General features: G+C 72.5%; 23 protein-coding genes and 2 tRNA genes. 17 read left to right on the forward strand and 8 right to left on the reverse strand.

All coding sequences use genetic code 11. The annotated features are described in order from the left end of the window. The first annotated feature begins 42 nt into the window (after positions 1-42). On the forward strand, positions 43-333 hold the full coding sequence (locus ACILQ5_RS09840; protein WP_395657815.1) for a YiaA/YiaB family inner membrane protein: 291 nt from the start codon (positions 43-45) through the stop codon (positions 331-333). 17 nt (positions 334-350) lie between these two features. On the opposite strand, the gene ACILQ5_RS09845 is transcribed toward ACILQ5_RS09840, so the two are convergent. The 5 genes from ACILQ5_RS09845 to ACILQ5_RS09865 form a co-directional block, all read right to left on the reverse strand. Continuing rightward, the gene (locus ACILQ5_RS09845; protein WP_395657816.1) at positions 351-713 is read right to left on the reverse strand and encodes a cupin domain-containing protein; all 363 of its coding nucleotides are present in this window, start codon (positions 711-713) and stop codon (positions 351-353) included. Between the two features lie 102 nt (positions 714-815). Further along, the gene (locus tag ACILQ5_RS09850) at positions 816-1,232 is read right to left on the reverse strand and encodes a Fur family transcriptional regulator (RefSeq protein ID WP_395657817.1); all 417 of its coding nucleotides are present in this window, start codon (positions 1,230-1,232) and stop codon (positions 816-818) included. Then, positions 1,219-2,226 carry a metal ABC transporter permease gene (locus ACILQ5_RS09855; protein WP_395657818.1) on the reverse strand — a complete coding sequence of 336 codons (1,008 nt, stop codon included), beginning with the start codon at positions 2,224-2,226 and terminating at the stop codon, positions 1,219-1,221. Before ACILQ5_RS09855 ends, ACILQ5_RS09850 begins: the two co-directional genes overlap by 14 nt. Beyond that, the gene (locus tag ACILQ5_RS09860; protein WP_395657819.1) at positions 2,223-3,020 is read right to left on the reverse strand and encodes a metal ABC transporter ATP-binding protein; all 798 of its coding nucleotides are present in this window, start codon (positions 3,018-3,020) and stop codon (positions 2,223-2,225) included. The genes ACILQ5_RS09855 and ACILQ5_RS09860 overlap by 4 nt, the downstream gene beginning before the upstream one ends. Continuing rightward, entirely contained in the window at positions 3,014-3,907 is an 894-nt protein-coding gene (locus ACILQ5_RS09865; RefSeq protein ID WP_395657820.1) for a metal ABC transporter substrate-binding protein, read from the reverse strand. Before ACILQ5_RS09865 ends, ACILQ5_RS09860 begins: the two co-directional genes overlap by 7 nt. Positions 3,908-3,971: 64 nt before the next feature. Here ACILQ5_RS09865 and ACILQ5_RS09870 point away from each other — a divergent pair, with 64 nt between their 5' ends. The 5 genes from ACILQ5_RS09870 (at position 3,972) to ACILQ5_RS09890 (ending at position 8,741) form a co-directional block, all read left to right on the forward strand. Continuing rightward, positions 3,972-4,292 carry an antibiotic biosynthesis monooxygenase family protein gene (locus tag ACILQ5_RS09870; protein ID WP_395657821.1) on the forward strand — a complete coding sequence of 107 codons (321 nt, stop codon included), beginning with the start codon at positions 3,972-3,974 and terminating at the stop codon, positions 4,290-4,292. A 49-nt stretch (positions 4,293-4,341) separates the two neighbouring features. Further along, on the forward strand, positions 4,342-5,742 hold the full coding sequence (locus ACILQ5_RS09875; protein ID WP_395657822.1) for a glycine--tRNA ligase: 1,401 nt from the start codon (positions 4,342-4,344) through the stop codon (positions 5,740-5,742). 26 nt (positions 5,743-5,768) lie between these two features. Beyond that, positions 5,769-6,479 (forward strand): hypothetical protein, encoded by a 711-nt coding sequence (locus ACILQ5_RS09880; protein ID WP_395657823.1) that lies wholly within the window; start codon positions 5,769-5,771, stop codon positions 6,477-6,479. A gap of 37 nt (positions 6,480-6,516) precedes the next feature. After that, positions 6,517-7,683 (forward strand): tRNA dihydrouridine synthase DusB, encoded by a 1,167-nt coding sequence (gene dusB / locus ACILQ5_RS09885; RefSeq protein ID WP_395657824.1) that lies wholly within the window; start codon positions 6,517-6,519, stop codon positions 7,681-7,683. A gap of 149 nt (positions 7,684-7,832) precedes the next feature. Beyond that, entirely contained in the window at positions 7,833-8,741 is a 909-nt protein-coding gene (locus ACILQ5_RS09890; protein WP_395657825.1) for a mucin-2 protein, read from the forward strand. Positions 8,742-8,755: 14 nt separating this feature from the next. Here the strand turns inward: ACILQ5_RS09890 and ACILQ5_RS09895 are convergent, their stop codons facing one another. Then, positions 8,756-9,442: a HEAT repeat domain-containing protein gene (locus tag ACILQ5_RS09895; RefSeq protein WP_395657826.1), complete on the reverse strand. Its 687-nt coding sequence runs from the start codon at positions 9,440-9,442 to the stop codon at positions 8,756-8,758. 74 nt (positions 9,443-9,516) lie between these two features. On the opposite strand from ACILQ5_RS09895, the gene ACILQ5_RS09900 reads away from it, so the two are divergent. Next, positions 9,517-10,776 carry a deoxyguanosinetriphosphate triphosphohydrolase gene (locus ACILQ5_RS09900; RefSeq protein WP_395657827.1) on the forward strand — a complete coding sequence of 420 codons (1,260 nt, stop codon included), beginning with the start codon at positions 9,517-9,519 and terminating at the stop codon, positions 10,774-10,776. Beyond that, the gene (locus ACILQ5_RS09905; protein ID WP_395657828.1) at positions 10,773-11,699 is read left to right on the forward strand and encodes a 2-hydroxyacid dehydrogenase; all 927 of its coding nucleotides are present in this window, start codon (positions 10,773-10,775) and stop codon (positions 11,697-11,699) included. The genes ACILQ5_RS09900 and ACILQ5_RS09905 overlap by 4 nt, the downstream gene beginning before the upstream one ends. A 13-nt stretch (positions 11,700-11,712) precedes the next feature. Here the strand turns inward: ACILQ5_RS09905 and ACILQ5_RS09910 are convergent, their stop codons facing one another. Continuing rightward, entirely contained in the window at positions 11,713-12,678 is a 966-nt protein-coding gene (locus ACILQ5_RS09910) for an IS481 family transposase (RefSeq protein ID WP_395657829.1), read from the reverse strand. 135 nt (positions 12,679-12,813) lie between these two features. Between ACILQ5_RS09910 and dnaG the strand changes: the two genes are divergently transcribed. The 5 genes from dnaG (at position 12,814) to ACILQ5_RS09935 (ending at position 17,618) form a co-directional block, all read left to right on the forward strand. Then, positions 12,814-14,691, forward strand: coding sequence for a DNA primase (gene dnaG / locus ACILQ5_RS09915; RefSeq protein ID WP_395657830.1), 1,878 nt, complete (start codon positions 12,814-12,816; stop codon positions 14,689-14,691). After that, entirely contained in the window at positions 14,688-15,206 is a 519-nt protein-coding gene (locus tag ACILQ5_RS09920; protein ID WP_395657831.1) for a hypothetical protein, read from the forward strand. The genes dnaG and ACILQ5_RS09920 overlap by 4 nt, the downstream gene beginning before the upstream one ends. Positions 15,207-15,261: 55 nt before the next feature. After that, positions 15,262-15,334, forward strand: a tRNA-Asn gene (locus ACILQ5_RS09925). Between the two features lie 314 nt (positions 15,335-15,648). Continuing rightward, a complete protein-coding gene (locus ACILQ5_RS09930; protein ID WP_395657832.1) occupies positions 15,649-16,290 on the forward strand; it encodes a hypothetical protein in 642 nt (213 codons plus the stop codon). Between the two features lie 41 nt (positions 16,291-16,331). After that, complete coding sequence (locus tag ACILQ5_RS09935) at positions 16,332-17,618, forward strand: DUF222 domain-containing protein (RefSeq protein ID WP_395657833.1); 1,287 nt, start codon at positions 16,332-16,334, stop codon at positions 17,616-17,618. A gap of 53 nt (positions 17,619-17,671) precedes the next feature. Here ACILQ5_RS09935 and ACILQ5_RS09940 read toward each other — a convergent pair whose 3' ends face one another. Then, positions 17,672-18,412, reverse strand: coding sequence for a PIG-L deacetylase family protein (locus ACILQ5_RS09940; RefSeq protein WP_395657834.1), 741 nt, complete (start codon positions 18,410-18,412; stop codon positions 17,672-17,674). A gap of 26 nt (positions 18,413-18,438) precedes the next feature. On the opposite strand from ACILQ5_RS09940, the gene ACILQ5_RS09945 reads away from it, so the two are divergent. The 4 genes from ACILQ5_RS09945 to ACILQ5_RS09960 all read left to right on the forward strand — a co-directional run bounded on the left by ACILQ5_RS09945 (position 18,439) and on the right by ACILQ5_RS09960 (position 20,920). Beyond that, positions 18,439-19,467, forward strand: a complete 1,029-nt coding sequence (locus tag ACILQ5_RS09945; protein WP_395657835.1) for an aminoglycoside phosphotransferase family protein — start codon at positions 18,439-18,441, stop codon at positions 19,465-19,467. 28 nt (positions 19,468-19,495) lie between these two features. Further along, positions 19,496-19,864, forward strand: a complete 369-nt coding sequence (locus ACILQ5_RS09950) for a hypothetical protein (protein ID WP_395657836.1) — start codon at positions 19,496-19,498, stop codon at positions 19,862-19,864. Positions 19,865-19,878: 14 nt separating this feature from the next. Next, positions 19,879-20,700, forward strand: coding sequence for a DUF72 domain-containing protein (locus tag ACILQ5_RS09955; RefSeq protein ID WP_395657837.1), 822 nt, complete (start codon positions 19,879-19,881; stop codon positions 20,698-20,700). A gap of 143 nt (positions 20,701-20,843) precedes the next feature. Beyond that, positions 20,844-20,920, forward strand: a tRNA-Ile gene (locus ACILQ5_RS09960). Positions 20,921-21,423: the final 503 nt, after the last annotated feature.

Consider the following 21,423-nt stretch of genomic DNA (forward strand, 5'->3'; position numbering starts at 1 on the left):
GTACGGATGCGGGCCCGGTGGTGCCCGGCCGAGACTCGACGCATGGACAGCCAAGCCCCCACCCCGAAGAACACCGCCGCCTTCTACGCCCAGTCCGCGATCGCGTTCGGACTGGCCCTCTTCACGATGCTCGTCGCGATCTACTACCTGCCCGCCGAGCCCTGGCCGAAGGCCTTCCTGGCCCTCGGGACGGTCTTCCTGACGACCTCCGCGTTCAGCCTCGCCAAGTGCGTGCGCGACACCCAGGAGAGCCAGTACGTCTTCTCGCGGCTCGACCAGGCGCGCGTCGACCGGATCCTGGCCGACCACGACCCGTGGAAGCAGGCCGGCTGACGGACCCGGCCGACCCCTCAGCCCGCCGGCTTGGCGTAGGCCGCCACGCCGGTGTCGAGGAGGACGCAGGGCTCGTCGCCGTCGACCCAGGCGTCGTGACCCGGCTCGATCCGCACGACGTCGCCGGGACCCACGCTGGCCTCGGTGCCGTCGTCCATCCGGACGGTCATCCGGCCGGAGAGGCAGAACCCGGTGTGCGTCGCCTCGCAGGACTCCGTCCCGGCGATCGGCTTGACGTCCTCCGACCACCGCCAGCCGGGCTCGAACGTCCCCTTGCCCATCGTGAAGTCCCCGAGGGTGACCACGTCCATGTGGCCGTGGTCCTTGAACGGCCGCCGCTCGTGCGGACGGTCGATGCTCTGCGACTCGACAGCTGCCATGACAACACCTCCTGGGTGAACGAGGTCCCGAGAGGATCGGTCAACGCTACGGCGGAACGCGGGCGGAGGACATGCACCGATCGGGCTGGCACGTCCGGGTGGTCAGTCCCGGCAGCCGGAGCAGGTCCCGAAGATCTCCAGCGTGTGGCTGACGTCGTCGTAGCCGTGCTCGGCGGCGATCGCGCGGGTCCACCGCTCGACCGTCGGCCCCTCCACCTCCACCGTGCGGCCGCACTCGCGGCACACCAGGTGGTGGTGGTGGGTGTCCGAGCAGCGCCGGTAGATCGCCTCGCCGTCCTCGGTGCGCAGCACGTCGACCTCGCCCCCCTCGGCGAGCCGTTGCAGGGTGCGGTAGACGGTCGCCAACCCCACCGGGTCGCCCCGTCGACCCAGCAGGTCGTGGATCTCCTGGGCCGAGCGGAAGTCGTCGAACGACGCGAGCGCGTCGGCCACGGCACGGCGCTGCCGGGTGGGCCGCATGCCCTGCTGGGCCGAGCCGGTCGGGTCAGTGCTCGTCATAGTGCCTCCCGTGGGGCGCGTGGCGGTGGCCGTCGTGGACGTAGTCGACGTGATCGCCGTGCGGAACGGCGATGTGGCCGCAGTCCTCGCCGTGCACGTGGGGGTGCTCGTCGGTCTCCTGGTGCGCCGTCGTGGGCACGACGGGGAAGGGCTCGAGCAGCCGGCGCCTCGATCGAAGCCAGACGCCGACCGGCCAGGCCGCGACGAAGCCGGCGAGGGCGAGCAGCACGATCGTCGGACCTGGCTGCACCCGGGTGCCGGCCGGGGCGGCCGCCGAGAGCAGCAGGCCACCGACCGAGGCCACCATGCCGAGCACCATCGCTCCGGCGAGGGTGCTGCGGAACGTCCGGCTCACCTGCTGCGCGGTGGCCACCGGCACCACCATCAGGGCGGAGACCAGCAGCAGCCCGACGGTGCGCATCGCGACCGTCACGCTCACCGCCGCGAGGACCGCGACGAGCAGGTTGTAGAGCCGGATGTTGAGGCCGGCGACCCGGGCGAACTCCTGGTCCTGCGCGACCGCGAACAGCTGCGGTGCGAGGCCGACGCAGACCACGACGACGACCGCGGCGAGCACCATCGTCACCACCACGTCGCCTCGGGAGATCGTGGTGATGGAGCCGAAGAGGTACTGCTGGAGCCGGGCGCCGCTCTGCCCGGCCAGCCCGGTGATGAGGACGCCGCCGGCCAGGCCGCCGTAGAAGAGCAGCGCGAGCGCGACGTCGCCGTTGGCGTGTCCCCGCTCCCGGATGACCTCGATGACGATGGCCCCGATGACCGCCACGACGACGGCGGTCCAGGTGGGGGAGAGGCCCGTGAGCAGCCCGATCGCGACGCCGGTGACGGCGACGTGGCCGATGCCGTCGCCCATCAGGGCCAACCGCCGTTGCACGAGGTAGGTGCCCACGGCCGGTGCGGCGAAGCCGGTGAAGACCGCCGCCAGGATGGCCCGCTGCATGAATCCGTAGGACAGCAGGTCGAGGTAGCCGCTCATCCGAGCCCACCTTCCAGCGGGGAGGCGACGTGCGGCGCGTGGTCGTGCCGCACCGTCTCGTGGTGGTGGTGCTGGTGGCCGTCGAGGTGGGCGGTCGCGACCTCCTCGCTGGCCAGGGGCGGGCCGTCGTAGGAGACGCGACCGTCGCGCATCACGACCGCCCGGTCGATCAGCGGTGCCATCGGACCGAGCTCGTGGGCCACGAGCACGATGGTCGCGCCTCGCTGGGAGAGCGTGCCGAGGGTGTCGGCGAGCACCTGCTGGTTGGGCAGGTCCACACCGGCGGTCGGCTCGTCGAGGAAGAAGAGGTCGGGCTCACCGGCCAGCGCCCGGGCGATGAGCACCCGCTGCTGCTGGCCCCCCGACAGCGTCGCGACGCCGTCACGAACCCGGTCGGCGAGGCCCACGACCTCGAGGGCGTCGGTGATCGCGACCCGGTCGGCGCGACCGAGCCGGTGGAGGAGCCGCCGCCGGGTGAGCCGGCCGGAGGCGACGACCTCCCACACCGACGCCGGTACGCCGGAGCCGGCGCCACCGCGCTGGGGGACGAAGCCGACGCGCTGCCAGTCGTGGAAGTGGTCGAGGTCGGTGCCGAAGAGCCGCACCGAGCCGGTGGTGAGGGGCCGCAGCCCGGTCAGCGCCCGCACGAGCGTCGACTTGCCGGACCCGTTCGCCCCCATGAGGGCCACGAACTCGCCGGACCGGACGGTGAGGTCGACGGTGCGCAGCACGGGGCGCCGGGCGATCGCCACGGCGCCGTTCACCATCTCCACGACCGGGTCGGCGGTCAGCATCCGTTCGCCTCCTGCAGGGCGGTGAGGTTGGACCGCATGAGCGAGAGGTAGTCCTCGGCGTCGGTCTCGTCGCTGAGGCCCTCGATCGGGTCGAGGACCGCGGCGCGGACGCCGGTGTCGCGGGCCAGCTGCTCGGCCACCGCCGGGCTCACCAGCGACTCGGAGAAGACCGTGGTGACGCCCTCGCTGCGGATGAGGTCCTGGAGGCGACCGAGGTCGGCCGGGGTCGGCTCGGAGTCGGGGGACAGCCCGAGGATCGTCTCCATCCGCAGGCCGTAGCGCTGCAGGTAGCCGAATGCGTCGTGGCTGACGACCACGGTGTCGCGCTCGCAGTCGGCGAGGCCCTCGGCGTACTCGCGGTCGAGCTGCTCGAGCTCGGCGCGCAGGTCGGCGGCCCGGGTGCGGTAGCCGTCGGCGTGGTCGGGGTCCGCCTCGGCGAGCTGCGCGGCCACCGCGTCACCCACCTCGGCGAGCAGCAGCGGGTCCTGCCAGAAGTGCGGGTCGTCCTCGGGGGAGTCGACGCCGTGGTCGCGGAACGGGACGAGGTCGACGACCTGGGCCGCGTCGACCACCGCGCCCTCGGCGTTCTCGTCGACCGTGTCGTCGACGGCCGGCTGGAAGCCGCGCTCGAAGACGACGACGTCGGCCTGCGCGACCTCGGCGGTCTCGCGGACGGTCGGCTCGAGGTCGTGCGGCTCGCCGCCGGGGGCCGTCAGGTTCTCGACCTCGACCAGGTCACCGCCGACCTGCTCGGCGACCCAGGCGAGCGGGTAGAACGCGGCCGCCACCTGCACGCCGTTGTCGAGCCCGACGGAGTCGTCGGTGAACGCCGCGCACCCGCTCGCCAGCACGGCACCCGCCAGGGCGGCGACCACGACCCCTCTCATGAGAACCATTCTCAGCGCAGTTGAGAATCATTGTCAACACGTGGGTGGCCACTACGCTGACCGGGTGCTGGTCGTGAACAGGTTCCGGGTGCCGCTCGAGTCGGGTGAGGCGTTCCGTGCCGACCTGGCGACCGCGCGGGACGTGCTGGCCGCGTGCACCGGGTACGTCGGCGGGGAGATCGGCCGCAACGTCGACGACCCGGAGCTCTGGGTGCTCACCACGCGGTGGGAGAACGTCGGCAGCTACCGGCGGGCGCTCTCGTCGTACGACGCGAAGCTGCGGGCCTGGCCGGTCCTGGTGGGAGCCCTCGAGGAGCCGTCCGCCTACGAGGACGCGGAGCCCGGCACCACCCTCAATACCTGGTCGCCACGGTCGTTAGGCTGAACTCTCCACCCGCGTCGCCGCACACCACCCGCTGACCATAGGAGCCACCGTGGCCAAGCCGCCGCCGTCCACCGTCGACAACGTCGTCTCCCTCGCCAAGCGCCGGGGCTTCGTCTACCCGTGCGGTGAGATCTACGGCGGCACCCGCTCGGCCTGGGACTACGGCCCGCTCGGCGTCGAGCTCAAGGAGAACATCAAGCGCCAGTGGTGGCGGTCCATGGTCACGATGCGTGACGACATGGTCGGTCTGGACTCCTCGATCATCCTGCCCCGCCAGGTGTGGGAGGCCAGCGGCCACGTCGACACCTTCACGGACCCGCTGACCGAGTGCCAGTCGTGCCACAAGCGGTTCCGCGCCGACCACCTCCAGGAGGAGGTCGCGGAGAAGAAGGGGATCGAGAACCCCGACGACGTCGACCTGACGACCGTCGCGTGCCCCAACTGCGGCACCCGCGGCGCGTGGACCGAGCCGCGCCAGTTCTCCGGCCTGCTCAAGACCTACCTCGGGGTCATCGAGAACGAGGAGGGGCTGCACTACCTCCGCCCGGAGACCGCGCAGGGCATCTTCATCAACTTCGCCAACGTCGTGACGTCGAGCCGGCAGAAGCCGCCCTTCGGCATCGCGCAGATCGGCAAGAGCTTCCGCAACGAGATCACGCCGGGCAACTTCATCTTCCGGACCCGCGAGTTCGAGCAGATGGAGATGGAGTTCTTCGTCAAGCCCGGCGAGGACGAGGAGTGGCACCAGTACTGGATCGACGAGCGCACGCGCTGGTACGTCGACCTCGGCATCGACGCCGACAACCTGCGGCACTACGAGCACCCGCAGGAGAAGCTCAGCCACTACAGCAAGCGCACCGTCGACATCGAGTACCGCTTCAAGTTCGCCGGCTCCGAGTGGGGTGAGCTCGAGGGCATCGCGAACCGCACCGACTTCGACCTCACCACGCACGCCAAGCACTCCGGCCAGGACCTCTCCTACTTCGACCAGGCCAACAACGAGCGCTACGTGCCCTACGTCATCGAGCCGGCCGCGGGCCTCTCGCGCAGCCTGATGACCTTCCTCGTCGACGCCTACACCGAGGACGAGGCGCCCAACACCAAGGGCGGCGTGGACAAGCGCACCGTGCTGCGGCTCGACCCGCGGCTCGCGCCGGTCAAGGTCGCGGTCCTGCCGCTCAGCCGCAACGCCGACCTCTCGCCCAAGGCGAAGGGCCTGGCCACGGAGCTGCGCCGGGCCGGCTGGAACGTCGACTTCGACGACTCCGGCGCGATCGGCCGCCGCTACCGCCGCCAGGACGAGATCGGCACGCCGTACTGCGTCACGGTCGACTTCGAGACGCTCGACGACCACGCGGTCACCGTGCGCGAGCGCGACACCATGGCGCAGGAGCGGATCTCCCTCGACGCGGTGACGTCGTGGTTCGCCGAGCGTTTCATCGGCTGCTGACGGCCTCCCTCGTGCACACTTTCCGCATGACGCGGACCCCCCTGCTCGCGCTCGCGGTCGTGGGCGCCCTGGCGCTCGCCGGGTGCTCCGGCAGCGACTCCTCGGGCGGCGACGGGTCGGCCGGCGGGACCGGACCCACGGCGACCGGCTCGCCGTACCTCCCGGTCCCCGACGGCGTCGAGCTGACCGCGCCCGGCAGCCAGCTGTCGGTCGGGGACACGGCGGTCGTCGCCTACCACCCGCGCCAGGACCAGGTGGGGGCGCTCGACATCACGGTGACCGACCTGGAGCGTGCCCCGATCAAGGCGTTCTCGGCGTGGCAGCTCTCCGACGCGCAGAAGAAGTCGAACGCCTACTACGTCCGCGCCGACGTGGAGAACGTCGGCGACACCGACCTCGGCGGCCGGCCGGTCCCGCTGTACGTCGTCAACGACGACAACGTCCTGCTCGAGCCCACGCCGTTCACGAGCTCGTTCAAGCCGTGCCCGAGCACGCCCTTCCCGAAGAAGTTCGGCCCGGGCGCCGACGCGAAGGTGTGCCTGGTCTACCTCGCCCCCGACCACGGCCAGCTCGAGGCGGTCAGCTTCCGGCCCGACGAGACCTTCAACCCGATCACCTGGACCGGCGACGTGGCGAAGTACGAGGCGCCGAAGCCCAGCGGGAAGCCGTCGTCCAAGCCGTCGTCCAAGCCGACGGGGAAGCCCACGAAGAAGCCGGGCCAGCAGAAGCAGCAGTGATTTGGGCGCTCCGGCCACCGCGCCGGACAATGGCGTCGTGCCCACCTCACCCACTGCGCTGCCCGCCGGCCTGACGCTGGGGTCCCTCCGCGTCGACACGCCGGTGGTGCTCGCGCCGATGGCGGGCATCACGAACGCGGCGTACCGGCGCCTGTGCGCCGAGCAGGGGGCTGGTCTCTACGTCTGCGAGATGATCACCAGCCGCGGCCTCGTCGAGGGCGACCAGCACACCCGGGACATGCTCGTCTTCGACGAGCTCGAGACCACGCGGTCCGTGCAGCTCTACGGCACCGACCCGGTCTACGTCGGCAAGGCGGCCGAGATCCTCTGCGCCGAGTACGGCGTGGCGCACATCGACCTCAACTTCGGCTGCCCGGTCCCCAAGGTGACCCGCAAGGGCGGCGGCGGCGCGCTGCCGTGGAAGCGCGGCCTGCTCGGCGAGATCCTCGAGCACGCGGTGGCCGCCGCAGCGCCGTACGACGTGCCGGTGACGATGAAGACCCGCAAGGGGATCGACGACGACCACCTGACCTACCTCGACGCGGGCCGGATCGCCCAGGAGTCGGGAGTCGCGGCGATCGCGCTGCACGGGCGCACCGTCGCGCAGGCCTACTCCGGTGCGGCCGACTGGGACGCGATCGCCGCGCTGGTCGACCACGTCGACATCCCGGTGCTCGGCAACGGCGACATCTGGGAGGCGTCCGACGCCGTCCGCATGGTCGAGCAGACCGGTGCCGCGGGCGTCGTCGTCGGGCGGGGCTGCCTGGGCCGCCCCTGGATCTTCCGCGACCTCGCGACCGCCTTCCGCGGCGAGGCCCCCGTCGACGGGTTCCGCGCGACCCTCCCCACCCTGGGCGAGGTCACGTCGATGATGCGCCGCCACGCCGAGCTGCTGTGCCAGCACCTCGGCGAGGAGCGCGGCTGCAAGGAGTTCCGCAAGCACGTCTCGTGGTACCTCAAGGGCTTCGCGGCCGGCGGCGAGCTGCGCCGCTCGCTCGGGCTCGTCGACACCCTCGCCACGCTCGACCGGCTGCTCGCCGACCTCGACCCGACCGAGCCGTTCCCGATCGCCGAGCTCGGCTCGCCGCGCGGTCGGCAGGGCTCGCCGCGAGGCCGGGTCGCGCTCCCCGAGGGCTGGCTCGACGACACCGACGGCAGCGGTTCCCACCTCCAGGAGGAGGCCGGCGAGACCACCGGAGGGTGATCGGGAACACCCCGTTCCAGGGGCCCCGCGATTCGGGGTGCCCCGCCCGGTGTGGTTGAGTGGGTGCTCGTCGTTGCCGTTTCGTTACTTTTCTCGGGGTCCTGCGGCATCGACACCGCCCAGTCAAGCAACAGCAAAGGATCAGCGCTGTGGCAGATCATCGCCACAAGCGGGACACCGATGCCCGCCGCAAGCCCCGTGCCGCCGTCATCGCCGGCCCGCTCGCCCTTTTGGCGACCGCCTCGGCCGTGACCATCGGCATGCTGGCGAGCAACCCCGCCAGCCCGGTCGTGACCGCGGACGTCTCCGCCGACATCAGCGGCGTCTTCCAGTCCCGCGAGGTCGCCTCGCGGAGCGGCTCCCGCATCTCGGGCGACCTCCTGCAGAAGGAGTTCGACCGCAACCAGGACCGCCTCGCGAAGCAGGCCGCCGCGGAGCGGGCCGCCGAGCGCGCCGCCCGCGTCGCGACGCAGCGGGCCGTCGAGCAGGCCGACGAGAAGCTCTGGACGACCACCGTGCTCAACCTGTGGACCGACGCCGGGTCGTCCGCCACCCAGGTCGGCGAGATCGACGCCGGCAAGCAGGTGCTCGTCACCGGCCGCGATACCGCCGGCCGGACCGAGATCGTCGTCGACGGGCAGTCCCGCTGGGTGACCGCGGGCTACCTCTCCGACGAGAAGCCCGTCGCCGCCGCGGCCGGCCTGTCGATGGCGCCCTGCCCGGACGGCAGCGTCGAGAGCGGTCTCGTCTCCGACGCCGTCTACGTCTACCGCTCGGTGTGCCACGCCTTCCCGCAGATCACCAGCTACGGCGGGTGGGACGCCCACGGCGAGCACTCGTCGGGCAAGGCCATCGACATCATGACCAGCGACAAGGAGCTCGGTGACGCGATCGCGGAGTTCCTCAAGGCGCACGCCTCCGAGCTGAACCTCTACGACGTCATCTGGTGGGACCAGATCTGGACGCCCGTGCGGGCCTCCGAGGGCTGGCGGTCCTACGGCGACCACGGTTCGCCCACGGCCAACCACATGGACCACGTGCACGTCTCGACCAACTGACGCCCCGCGCGGCGTCAGACCAGGCGCGCCAGACGCTTCTTCCCCAGGTTCTCCCGCACGACCCACGCGACGTCCGGGTCGTCGCTGTCGAGGGCGTGGAACGCCACCAGCCCCGGCCCCGGGTCGGCGGCCACCGCCACGCTCCAGCAGTAGCCCAGCCCCTGCCGCAGGGTCCGGACGGCGGGGCGGCGTCGTTCGCCGGCCGGCACGGCCGCGAGCGCGGCGGTCGCCCGCCGGCACACCTCGACGGCGACGGCGGCCGCCTCCGGCGTACCGATCAGGCGCGGCTCGCAGATCGCGGCGGCCGCGGCCCGCACGACGAGCGGGTCCGGGTCGCCGGCCCAGGTGAGGACGATCGACTCCAGCGCGGGCAGGTCCGCGTCGCCGAGGCGCTGGAGCGCCATCGCCACGGCCTCGCGGACCCGCCACCGCTCGTCGGAGGCGTGGCCGTGCAGCCGGGCCGTGACGGCCGGGTCGGAGGCGCGCGAGCCGAGGCCGAGGACCCCGCAGAACGTGCGGTACTCGTCGCCGCTGGCGATCAGCTCGTCGTCGACCTCGGGACCGGCGAGCTCGGCCAGGGCGACCGCCAGCTCGATGTTGCCGCGTGGCCCGGGCAGCCCGGAGTGCGCGTCGAGGTACGCCGGCCAGGCGGCCGGGTCGAGGGCCCGGAGTGCGTCGCGGTACTCCGCGATCCGCGTCATGCCGCGACAGTAGGACGCGGCGACCGGTGGCCGGCAGGGGCGAACGTCCCAGCCGGGACCTAGAGTCTGCAGCGATGAGCACCCACGACCGCTACGACGAGGCCGCGCGCGAGCGCATCGTCGAGGAGCCGCCCAAGCGGGTCGACGCGCCGGTGCGCACGCCGTTCGAGCGCGACCGCGCGCGGGTGGTCCACGCGGCCGCGTCCCGCCGGCTCGCGGCCAAGACCCAGGTGATGGGTCCGCAGTCCGACGACTTCGTGCGCAACCGGCTCACCCACAGCCTCGAGGTGGCCCAGGTGGCCCGCGACCTGTCCCGGGCGCTGGGCAGCCAGCCCGACATCGCCGAGACCGCAGCCCTCGCCCACGACCTCGGCCACCCCCCGTTCGGCCACAACGGCGAGCGGGTGCTGGCCGAGCTCGGTGAGCCGTGCGGCGGGTTCGAGGGCAACGCGCAGACCCTGCGGCTGCTGACCCGGCTCGAGGCGAAGACCGACGGCGCCGGGCTCAACCTGACCCGCGCCACCCTGGACGCCTGCACGAAGTACCCCTGGCCGCGGGCCGCGGCGGAGGAGCCCAGCGGGGTGCACGCCGACGGGTCGCCGCGCTTCGTCGTGAAGTTCGGGGTCTACGACGACGACCGGCCGGTCTTCGACTGGATGCGTCGCGTCGCGGTCGGCACCCGCCAGTGCCTCGAGGCGCAGGTGATGGACCTCGCCGACGACGTCGCCTACTCCGTCCACGACGTCGAGGACGGCGTGGTGGCGGGTCGGATCGAGCTCACCACTGTCGACGAGGCCGCGGTCTGGCAGACCGTGCGCGACTGGTACCTGCCCGAGGTGACCGACGACGTGCTCGACAAGACGCTCGCCGAGCTGCGCACCGTCGGCAGCTGGCCCGTGACGCCGTACGACGGCAGCCGGCGCTCGCTCGCCGCCCTGAAGAACCTCACCAGCGACCTGATCGGCCGGTTCTGCGGGGCGGTGCAGCACGCGACGTTCGAGGCCGGTGACGGACCGTTCGTGCGCTACGCCGCCGACCTGGTCGTGCCCGAGCAGACCCGGCTCGAGATCGCGGTGCTCAAGGGGGTCGCCGCGCACTACGTCATGCGTGCCGACGACCGCGTCGCGCTGATGGAGCGGCAGCGCGAGCTGCTCGCCGAGCTGGTCACCGTGCTCGCCGACCGCGCCCCCGGCGCGCTGGACCGACCGTTCGCCGACGACTGGCGGGCGGCCGGCGACGACGCCGCCCGGCTGCGGGTCGTCGTCGACCAGGTCGCCTCGCTCACGGACGCCAGCGCCGTGGCGCGGCACGCAGCCCTGCTGGGGCGGTCGTGACCGACCGGCTGGTGTGGCTGCCCTTCGAGCCGACCGAGCTCGTCGACGAGCGGGGCGGCCCGCCGGAGGACCTGCGCTACGAGGTCGTGGACCCCACCCGGGACGTGCCCGACAGCGTCTCCGAGGTGCGGTTCTACGTGCCGCCTTACCAGGTCGGGCCGCAGGTGGCCGAGGTGCTGCCCCGGATGACCAGCCTCGAGGTCGTGCAGACGCTGACCGCCGGTGTCGACAACCTGCGCGGGCACGTCCCCGACGGCGTCCTGCTCTGCAACGGGCGCGGCATCCACGACACCTCGACCGCCGAGCTCGCGGTCACCCTGGTGCTGGCGAGCCTGCGCGGCGTCCCCGGGTTCGTGCGCGACCAGGACCGGCACACCTGGCGCCCCGGCTGGCACCCCGCGCTCGCGGACCGGCAGGTGCTGATCGTCGGGTACGGCGCGGTGGGGGAGGCCGTGGAGCGGCGGCTGCTCCCGTTCGAGGTCGACGTGGTGCGGGTCGCGCGGAGCGCCCGCGGCGGCGTCTACGGGATCGAGGAGCTGCCCCGGCTGCTCCCCGGCGCCGACGTCGTCGTTCTGGTCGTGCCGCTGACCGAGGCGACCCGCGGCCTGGTCGACGCCGCGTTCCTCGCCGCGATGAAGGACGGGGCGCTGCTGGTCAACGTCGCCCGGGGCGCCGTCGTCGACACCGACGCGGTGGTCGCCGAGCTGCACTCCGGCCGGCTCCACTACGCGACCGACGTCACCGATCCCGAGCCGCTGCCGGCGACCCACCCCCTCTGGCACGCGCCGAACCTGCTGGTGAGCCCGCACGTCGGCGGCGCCAGCAGCGCGATGTGGCCCCGGGCCCACCGCCTGGTGCACGACCAGCTCCGCCGCTACGCCGCCGGCGAGGAGCTGGTGAACGTCATGACCGGCGACTACTAGTTGTACCCGGCCATCAGGTTGGTAGCCGGCTGATCGGTGGGAGTCCGCCGAGTGCGCTGTGGCGGCGTTGAGTGTTGTAGTGCTCGAGCCAGGGCGCAAGTGCTGCTGCGCGCTCGAGGTTGCTGGTGAATGGTTGTCGGTAGGCCCATTCGGTGGCGATGGTGCGGTTGTAGCGCTCGACCTTCCCGTTCTGCCAGGGGCAGTGGGGCTTGATGAACAGGTGGCGGGCGCCGATCGCGGCGATCGCCTCGCGCATGTCGCGCGAGAGCTTGTAGGACATGTGGTTGTCGGTGATGACCTGCTCGATTCGGGTGATCCCGGCAGCGGCGAATGCTTCGGCGGCCCGGAGCAGGAACGCCGCACAGGTCGCGCCCTTCTCATCGGGCAGGATCTCTGAATGGGCGTAGCGGGAGTGGTCGTCGATCAGTGAGTGGACGTAGTCGTAGCCGATCTTGGCGCGCTTCTGCTTCGCGGTCTGTCGGTGCGCGGGGCCTGCCTTCCATCCGCCGCCGTCGTGAATTCGCCCGAGCTTCTTGACGTCCATGTGGGCTAGGTCGCCGGGCCGGGGCCGCTCGTAACGGACCGCGGTGACCTTGGAGGCCCGGATCACTTCGCCGGTCATCGGGTCGCACTCACGTAGGTAGGGCACCTGGTGGCGGCGCAGGATGCGCGAGACCGTGCGTGGCGGCAGACCCAGCTCCGGGCCGAGCCAGTCCTGGCCGCGCCGCTCCCGGTGGCGCAGCACGAGCACTCGCTGCTCGACCTCGTGCGAGGTTCGAGTTGGCGAGGAGTGTGGTCGTGAGGACCGGGTCTGCAGACCTGCCTCGCCTTCGGCGGCATAGCGATCGAGCCAGGTCTTCACGCATTTGCGGGAGACCCCCATCGCGGCCGCGATGTGGGCCTGGCGCCAGCCCTGTTGGTGGCGTTGAACGATCAGCAGCCGGCCGTAGACGGTCAGCCGCGCACTACCGTGAGACATGGAACCTCCGGGTGGATGTGGGCCTTAGACAAGCCACACCCCACCCGGAGGTTCTCTTTCACGTCAACGGCCAGGACCGCTACCAACGTCCCGGCCGGGTACAACTAGTCGTCGCCCCCGCCTAGACTCCGCCACGTGGCAGGACGGATTCGCGAGGAGGACATCGCCGAGGTGCGCGAGAAGGTGCGCATCGACGACGTCGTCTCGCAGTACGTCACCCTCCGCAACGCCGGCGGCGGCTCGCTGAAGGGGCTCTGCCCGTTCCACGACGAGAAGTCGCCGTCGTTCAACGTCAACCCGAGCCGAGGGTTCTTCCACTGCTTCGGCTGCGGGGAGGGCGGCGACGTCATCGCCTTCCTGATGAAGATCGACGGCCTCACCTTCGGGGAGACGGTCGAGCGACTGGCCGAGAAGACCGGCGTGGTGCTGCGGCGCGAGGACGACGGGGCGGGCCGGGACGAGCGGCCGAAGGGGCCACCGCGCAACCGGTTGATCGAGGCCAACCGGGTGGCCCAGGAGTTCTACGCCGAGCAGCTGGCCACCCCCGACGCGCTGGTCGCGCGGCAGTTCCTCGGTGAGCGCGGCTTCGACCAGGAGGCGGCCAGCCGCTTCGGGATCGGGTTCGCACCACGCGAGGGCGAGGCGGTCTTCAAGCACCTGCGCGGCCGCGGCTTCACCCAGGAGGAGGCGGTCGAGGCGGGCCTGGTGGCGATCGGCCGCTCGGCGTACGACCGCTTCCGCGGCCGGCTGCTGTGGCCGATCCGCGACGCGAGCGGCGACACGATCGGGTTCGGGGCCCGCCGGATCTTCGACGACGACCGGATCGAGGCGAAGTACCTCAACACCCCGGAGACCCGGATCTACAAGAAGAGCCAGGTGCTCTACGGCATCGACCTGGCCCGCCGCGAGATCGGGCGGTCGTCGCGGGCGGTGATCGTCGAGGGCTACACCGACGTGATGGCCTGCCACCTCGCCGGCGTCGGCAGCGCCGTCGCCACCTGCGGGACGGCCTTCGGCGACGACCACGCGCGGGTGCTGCGCCGGTTCCTCGACGACCACGACGGGACCCGCGGTGAGGTGATCTTCACCTTCGACGGCGACGCAGCCGGCCAGAAGGCGGCACTGCGTGCCTTCGGCGGCGACCAGAACTTCGTCGCCCAGACCTACGTCGCCGTCGAGCCCGACGGCCGCGACCCGTGCGACCTGCGGATCGAGAAGGGTGACGAGGCCGTCCGGGCGCTGGTCGACGGCCGGGTGCCGCTCTACCGGTTCGTGCTCTCCAACGTCGTCGGCAAGTACGACCTCGACCGGGCCGACGGCCGGATCGACGCCCTGCGCGAGGGTGCGCGGCTGGTCTCGAGCATCCGCGACCGGTCGAAGGTGGACGCCTTCGCCCGCGAGCTCGCCGGCATGGTGGGGCTGGACGTCGAGGACGCACGTGCCGAGGTCAAGCGGGCGACCAACCGTCGGCCGGCCCCGGAGCCGACCACGTCCGGCGCCGGCCAGGCCGCACCGGCGGCGCCCCCCGTCCGGGACCTGCCGAGCATCGGCGATCCCCGGTTCGCCGTCGAGCGCGAGACGCTGATGCTCGTCATCCAGCACCCGATGACGATCGGGCGGCTCAGCTCCGACCTGAGTCGTGACGACTTCACCCACCCGGTCCTCCAGGCGGTCTGGGACCTGGTCGCCGCCGCCGGCGGGGTCGCTGCCGGGGTGGGGGAGGCGGGCTGGGCGGCGCAGCTGCGCGACTCGGCCTCGGACCCCGCGGTGGCCGCCGCCGTGAGTGCGCTGGCGGTCGCGCCGTTGAAGAAGCAGCCGGACGCGGCGTACGTCACCGGCTACCTCCTCCGTCTCCAGGAGCGCACCACCTCCCGCCGGATCGCGGACGCGCGCTCGCGTCTCCAACGCGCCGACCCCGCGGACACCGCGGGCTTCGACGCCCTCTTCAAGGAGCTCGCGATGCTCGAGTCCCACCGACGCTCGCTGCTGGACCAGATCGCGGGCCCCGCGTGAGGGGCCGTCGGCCCCGCTCGCCGGTGCGCGTCGAGCGCGGGGAGAAGCTGCTCGCCGAGGCGGCGGCGGACCAGGCGCACCTCGGCGGCACCCGCGACGCGCTGTACGTCGTCCGCACGCTCGGCACCGGCGCGCTGGCGCTCACGGAGACGGTACGCATCCCCTGGGAGGAGGTCGAGGCGGCCGACTGGGACAGCGCCGAGTCCACCCTGCGGGTCAGCGAGGTCGGGACCTGGGGCGTCGAGCGGCCGGTCCACGAGTTCACGATCGAGGAGCCCGGCCGGCTGCTGGAGCTGGTCCGCGAGCGGGTCACGGCCAGCATCGTGATGCAGCGGCACGTCGCCGTCCGCGGCCGGCGCGGCCTGCGGGTGGTCGCCCGGCGGGCGCCGCACGGCGACCGGCCGATCATCTGGCTCTACGAGTACGACGAGGGCATCGACCCCGAAGATCCGGAGGTCCAGCGGGTCGCCGAGGACGCCCTCGCCGCCGCTCGCGGCGAGGTCGGCGTCGACTGACACCTCGATTTTTACTCGCGGATCGGCATTGCTAACCTGTGCGGGCTGCACCCGATCCCCTGTAGCTCAACTGGCAGAGCATTCGGCTGTTAACCGGAGGGTTGTTGGTTCGAGTCCAACCGGGGGAGCAGAGACGAGGCCCTGACCGCGCATCGCGCGGCAGGGCCTCGCGGCGTCTCCGTCCCGGGCGCTGTGCGGGCCGGTCGCTCCCCGGTTGGTCCGAACGGACTACACGTCCGGGGCCCATCGGCACCCGGGAGCGTGGTCCGAGAGTCCCTGCCCGGACCGGCCCGGCACGCCCACGATGGTGAGGACGGCCCGTCGGCCCGCCCCAGCAACCGGCGGGCCGTCACTCCACCCGAGGACGACCTCGCCGACCGGCCCGGAACCCGCGGGGTGACCGACCGACGTCGCGGGACCACCGGGCGGCAGGATGGGGTCCGTGATCGTGTCCCATGAGCACCGGCTGATCTTCCTCAAGACCCGCAAGACCGCCGGGACCAGCGTCGAGATCGCGCTGTCGCGCATCTGCGGCCCGGACGACACCATCACCCGGCTGACCGACGAGGACGAGGAGCTGCGCCGCTCCCGGGGCGGCCGCGGCCCCCAGCACTTCGAGTCCCCGCCTCTGCCGGAGAAGGCCTTCAACCACATGCCCGCGCGCGGCGTACGCCTGGTCGTCGGTCCGGACGTGTGGCGCGACTACTTCCGGTTCACGATCGAGCGGAACCCCTGGGACCTCGTGGTCTCGCAGTACTACTGGCGCTACCGCAACGAGGAGGCGCCGCCGTTCGACGACTTCGTCCGCCGGCCAGTGGTGGTCAAGCTCGCGGACAAGAACGCGCGGATCTACCGGCTCCGTGGCGAGATCGCCGTCGACCGGGTGCTCCGCTTCGAGTCCCTGGCGAGCGACCTGGCCGAGCTCTGGGCCGAGCGGGGCCTGCCGGGCTCGCCCGAGCTGCCGCACGCGAAGTCGCACTCCCGACCGGCCCGCAGCTACCGGGAGCTCTACACCGACGAGACCCGCGACCTGGTCGGGAACCTGTTCGCGGGAGTCGTGCGGGACCTGGGCTACGAGTTCTGAGGAGGCTTGACCCCGCCGGCGATCGGAGTACAATAGAACACATGTTCGACTCGGCGGACCAGCTCGATCTGGTGGACCTGGAGGTCCTGGTCGCGCTGCTCGCCGAGGTGACCGCGCCTGCGGACCCGGCGGCGTGGGTCGACTGGCTCGAGGCCCTGGAACGGGTGAAGTCGGCGGCCTGTGCGGTCCAGGCCCGGATCACCGGTGCGGTGGTGGGCGACGGGGAGCCGACCCGCAGCGTGGGGGCGCAGGTCGGGCTGGCCCGCCACGAGAGCCCGCACCGGGGCCGGCGGCTCACGGGGCTGGCGGTGGCGCTGGTCGACGACCTGCCCCACACGCTGGCCGCGTTGGAGCGCGGCGACATCAACGAGCACCGTGCCCAGCTGGTCGCCGACGGCACCCGCGACCTCTCCGAGGCCGACCGCCGGGTCGTGGACGCCGCGCTCGCCGACCGGCTCCCCGTCCTGGGTGACCGTGAGCTCGGGCTGGCCACCGCCCGCGCGGCGATGCGGGTCGACCCCGCCGGTGCCACCCGACGCCGGGAGGCCGCGGTGTCCCGCCGCCACGTGTCCAGCCGCCGGCTCGCCGACGGCACCGGCCTGATCGCCGGGGTCGTCTCCGAGGTCGACCACGCCGCGATCATGACCTCCCTGCACCGTGCGGCGGCCACCGACCGGGCCCGCGGGGACGACCGATCGACCGCCCAGCTGGTCGCCGACCACTTCGTGGCCCGGCTCACCGGCCAGGTCACCGCCCAACGCACCCCGATCACCATCAACCTCGTGGTCTCCGCCGAGACCCTGCTCGGCGACGACGACGAACCCGCCGACCTCCACGGACCCGGCGGCACCCTCGGCCCGGTCCCGGCCGTGATCGCCCGCCGCCTGGTCCACGCCTCACCCGAGCACGCCACCCGGGTCCGGCGCCTGTTCCGGGTCGAGGAGACCGACCACCTCGTCGCGATGGAGACCACCACCCGGACCTTCGACGGCCTGCTACGCGACTTCATCACCCTGCGCGACCAGAGCTGCCGCACCCCCTGGTGCGGCGCCCCGCTGCGCACCACCGACCACATCACCCGCGCCGCCGACGGCGGACCCACCACCGCCCACAACGGCCAAGGCCTCTGCGAGAACTGCAACCTCACCAAAGAGACCCCCGGCTGGCGACACCACACCACCACCGGCCCCCTCGAGCCCCACACCGTCCAGATCACCACCCCCACCGGACACACCCACCACTCCCGCGCCCCCGACCCACCCCGACCCCGCCGAGCACAAGACGACTGGACCGAGATCGAGACCGGCCGCTGGATCCTCGCCGCGTGAAACGCGACCACCGGGATCCGCGCGCTACGGCTCGGCCCCGGGCGCGGCGGGCCCTACTCGCCCCACCCCATCGGGAACACCTCGAAGGCCGCCGCGAACGGCACGCCGAGGCGCTGGCCGGTCTGCCGGCCGAAGCCCTCGAGGAACTCGCGGGCGTCGAAGTGCTCCCACCCGAGCCCGTCGATGTAGGCCCGGTGCGCCTCCAGCGACGCCACGCCGGCGTCGAAGGTGTCGGTGGTGTCGACGGCGTGGGTCGAGGTCGGCGAGCCGAACGCCCAGACGGCGCGGACGCCGCCCCACGGCTCCAGGCCGTCGACGAGCTGCTCGGGGAAGACCCAGCGGTTGCCGGCGTCGCGCACCGCGTCGACCACCGCACGGCCGGTCGCGATGTGGTCCGCTTGGTTGAGGTTGAGCCCGCCCCAGGTCTCCCGGAAGTTGCCGGTGACGACGATGTCGGGCCGGTACCGCCGGACCACGTGGGCGATCTCGCGACGAAGCGGCACGCCGTACTCCAGGACCCCGTCGGGCTGGCCGAGGAACTCCACGGCCGGGACGCCGACGATGCGGGCCGACTCGACCTGCTCGGCCTCGCGGACCTGCTTGCAGTCGTCGGGAGCCATCGCGTCGATGCCGGCCTCCCCGCTCGTCACCATGCAGTAGGTGACCTCCTTGCCCTGGCCGGTCCACCGCGCGACCGCGGCAGCGGCGCCGAACTCCATGTCGTCGGGGTGCGCGACGACGCACAAGGCCCGGTCCCAGTCCTCGGGGAGGGGCTCCAGCTTCTCGATCTCCACGCTCCCGAGCATGACAGGCTGCGGGCATGGAGGGCAGGGGCGCGAGCCGGTGGGCCGACGTCGCCCTCCGCCTGCCGTCGTCGACCGCACGGTGGTCGGGCCCGGCGTTCCGGGCCGAGCTGCGGCGCTGGGTCGCCGACGCGGTGGGGGAGCCCCGGGTCCTCGAGCCGGTCAAGACCCGACCGTGGGCCACCGTGTGGCGCGCCGAGACCGACGGAGGCGTGTTCTTCGCCAAGCAGAGCTGCTCGACCCAGTCCTACGAGGCGGCGCTGGTGGTCACGCTCAACGACCTCGCTGCCCGCCACGTGGTCCCTGTGACCGCCGCCGAGCCGGGCCGCGGGCTGTTCCTCACCCCCGACCTCGGCCTCCCCCTGGGCGACGGCAGTGTCGACGACTGGTGCCGGGTGGTCGCGGCCGGCGCGCAGCTCCAGCTCGAGGTCGCGAGGTACGTCGGGAGGCTGGTCGCGACCGGCCTGACGGTGCTCGAGCCGGTCGACTGCCCGGCCTACGTCGAGGAACGTCTCGACGACTTCTCCCGCCTGCCCGCCGCCGACCCCCGGGCGCTCCCGCCCGAGCGCGGCGACCGGGTGCGGGCCCTCGTGCCCCAGGTCAGGGCGTGGGCGGAGGAGGTGGCCGCGGTCGGGCTGCCCCCGACCCTGTGCCACAACGACCTGCACGGGCGCAACGTCCTCGAGGTCAACGGCGAGCTGCGCCTGTTCGACTTCGCGGACGCGATGGTCACCGAGCCGCTGGCCGCCCTGCTGGTCCCGCTGAACCTGCTCGCGGAGGCGCTCGGCGCGGGGCCGGACGACCCGCGCCTGCACCGGGTGGCGGACGCGGCGCTCGAGGTCTGGAGCGAGCACGCCCCGATGGCCGAGCTCCGTGCCGTGCTGCCGGCAGCGCTCCAGCTCGGCCGACTCGCGCGCACGGAGTCCTGGATCCGGTGCACCGCACCGATGGACGACACGGAGCTGGCCGAGTGGGGCTCTGCCGCCGGGCTGTGGCTGGCCTCCCTCGGCGAGCCGCCGCCGGTGGACGGCGCGGGGCTCGCGTGAGCCGGGGCAGGGACGGGTACGGGCGGGCATGAGCTACCCGCTGAGCCGGATCATGTCCACGGCCACCGCCGCCTACGGCGGCTACGCGCTCGCCCAGCCCGCCCACCTCTGGCAGGCCCTGAAGGCCGACCGCAAGGACCGCGAGGGTCTCGAGCTGCTCGCCCGCACCTACGGCGTGCGCGACCTGGTCATCAGCAGCCTCGGCGTCCTCGGCCGGCGACCGGGCACCGTCCGGACCGCCATGGTGCTGCGGATCGTGATGGACCTCGGCGACGCCGCCGTCCTCTCGTCGCGGACCGAGGACGAGGCCGTGCGCACCAAGATCCTGTCGGTGACCCTCGGCTGGGCCGGCCTCAACGCCCTCGCCCTCGTGATCGACAGCGCCCGCCGACGGTAGGCACCGGGACGCGCATGGGCGGCATCCGGGTCGGCACGTCGGGCTGGACCTACCCCGGCTGGCGCGGCGACTTCTACCCACCGGGGTTGCCCCACCGCGAGGAGCTCGCCTACCTCGCCGCGCGGACCGGCACCGTCGAGGTCAACGGCTCGTTCTACTCGTTGCAGCGGCCCTCGTCGTACCGCTCCTGGCGTGAGCAGACCCCCGACGACTTCGTGCTCGCGGTCAAGGGCGGCCGGTTCATCACCCACATGAAGCGGCTGCGCGACGTCGAGGCACCGCTCGCCAACTTCTTCGCCTCCGGCCTGCTCGCGCTCGGGCCGCAGCTCGGACCGGTCCTGTGGCAGCTGCCCGAGCGGCTCGAGTACGACGCCGAGCGGCTCGTGTCCTTCTTCGAGCTGCTGCCGCGCACGATGGGCGAGGTCGCCGCCCTCGCCCGCCGCCACGACGGGAAGCTGTCCGAGGACCGGGCCCTGACCACCTGCCCGCGCGGGCTGTCCGCCCGGCGTGTCCGCCACGCGCTGGAGTTCCGCCACCCGTCGTACTGCACGGAGGAGGCGTTCGCCCTGCTGCGCGAGCACGACGTCGCCTGCGTCGTCGCCGACACGGCCGGCCGCTGGCCGATGGCCGACGCCGTCACGAGCGACCTGGTCTACGTGCGGCTGCACGGCGACACCGAGCTCTACACGAGCGGCTACTCCGACGAGGCCCTCGACCGCTGGGCGGCGCGCTGCCACGGCTGGGCGGAGCGGGCGGACGTCGTCGTCTACTTCGACAACGACGCCCGGGGTCATGCCCCGCACGACGCCGTGCGGCTCCAGGATCGCCTCGGCTGAGCCTGCGAGCTGGAGACGGAAGCGCCCTCGTGAGACAGGGATCGGCACGTCGCCCCGGGTGGGCTGGGTCCCCAGCCGGGAGCGCGGATAGGGTCGGCAACGGCCGGTTCACGTCGCCAGCGGGTGCCGGCGAGCAGGCTCCAGGGGCGGTAGCTCAGTCGGTCAGAGCAAGGGACTCATAATCCTTGGGTCGTGGGTTCGAGCCCCACCCGCCCCACCAGAGTTTGGCCTGGTCAGGAGCAGGTTCTAGGCGACGCCAACATCCGGATGCCGAAGGCGTTGCTACGAATCTGCTAACAACCGAAGTCATTTACTGGGCGTGGGTGTGTCCCTATCGCACCTCAACGCGGCATGTCCGGATCTCAGGCGGCGGTGCGCTGTCCACCTTCTCGCGGAGTAGATCGGTGGACAGCTCACCGGCGGTCGGCGCCGACCCGGGGCAGCGGTGAGTGTTCCACCAAACCCAACGCTTGAAAGGTGGCTCACCCACCGCTGCGTTGCGACATCCGCAACTCGGCTGCTCCGGTCGTTTCGACGCACGTGGTTCATGCGCGGTGAACTGCGAGCGCCCGCGCGTCCACGACGTGTGGACGGCGCTCGAAGACTGGTCGAATGCGGCAGTTGAAAAGTGAGCGGTTGTCGGGAGTCTAGGACTCGCCTTGGTCGGCGGTGGTGCGGATGCTGGGCAGGCTGTCGATGCCCCGCCCGCGGAGTCGGTAGCTG

This window comes from Nocardioides sp. (genome assembly GCF_044226305.1).
Lineage (GTDB): Bacteria > Actinomycetota > Actinomycetes > Propionibacteriales > Nocardioidaceae > Nocardioides.

Coding starts and splice junctions, on each gene's coding strand:
- ACILQ5_RS09935 (WP_395657833.1), top strand. CDS start 16,332: ATGTTCGACTCGGCGGACCAGCTCGATCTGGTGGACCTGGAGGTCCTG.
- ACILQ5_RS09840 (WP_395657815.1), top strand. CDS start 43: ATGGACAGCCAAGCCCCCACCCCGAAGAACACCGCCGCCTTCTACGCC.
- ACILQ5_RS09900 (WP_395657827.1), top strand. CDS start 9,517: ATGAGCACCCACGACCGCTACGACGAGGCCGCGCGCGAGCGCATCGTC.
- ACILQ5_RS09910 (WP_395657829.1), bottom strand. CDS start 12,678: ATGTCTCACGGTAGTGCGCGGCTGACCGTCTACGGCCGGCTGCTGATC.
- ACILQ5_RS09950 (WP_395657836.1), top strand. CDS start 19,496: ATGAGCTACCCGCTGAGCCGGATCATGTCCACGGCCACCGCCGCCTAC.
- ACILQ5_RS09895 (WP_395657826.1), bottom strand. CDS start 9,442: ATGACGCGGATCGCGGAGTACCGCGACGCACTCCGGGCCCTCGACCCG.
- ACILQ5_RS09855 (WP_395657818.1), bottom strand. CDS start 2,226: ATGAGCGGCTACCTCGACCTGCTGTCCTACGGATTCATGCAGCGGGCC.
- ACILQ5_RS09880 (WP_395657823.1), top strand. CDS start 5,769: ATGACGCGGACCCCCCTGCTCGCGCTCGCGGTCGTGGGCGCCCTGGCG.
- ACILQ5_RS09860 (WP_395657819.1), bottom strand. CDS start 3,020: ATGCTGACCGCCGACCCGGTCGTGGAGATGGTGAACGGCGCCGTGGCG.
- ACILQ5_RS09865 (WP_395657820.1), bottom strand. CDS start 3,907: ATGAGAGGGGTCGTGGTCGCCGCCCTGGCGGGTGCCGTGCTGGCGAGC.
- ACILQ5_RS09955 (WP_395657837.1), top strand. CDS start 19,879: ATGGGCGGCATCCGGGTCGGCACGTCGGGCTGGACCTACCCCGGCTGG.
- ACILQ5_RS09845 (WP_395657816.1), bottom strand. CDS start 713: ATGGCAGCTGTCGAGTCGCAGAGCATCGACCGTCCGCACGAGCGGCGG.
- ACILQ5_RS09850 (WP_395657817.1), bottom strand. CDS start 1,232: ATGACGAGCACTGACCCGACCGGCTCGGCCCAGCAGGGCATGCGGCCC.
- ACILQ5_RS09945 (WP_395657835.1), top strand. CDS start 18,439: ATGGAGGGCAGGGGCGCGAGCCGGTGGGCCGACGTCGCCCTCCGCCTG.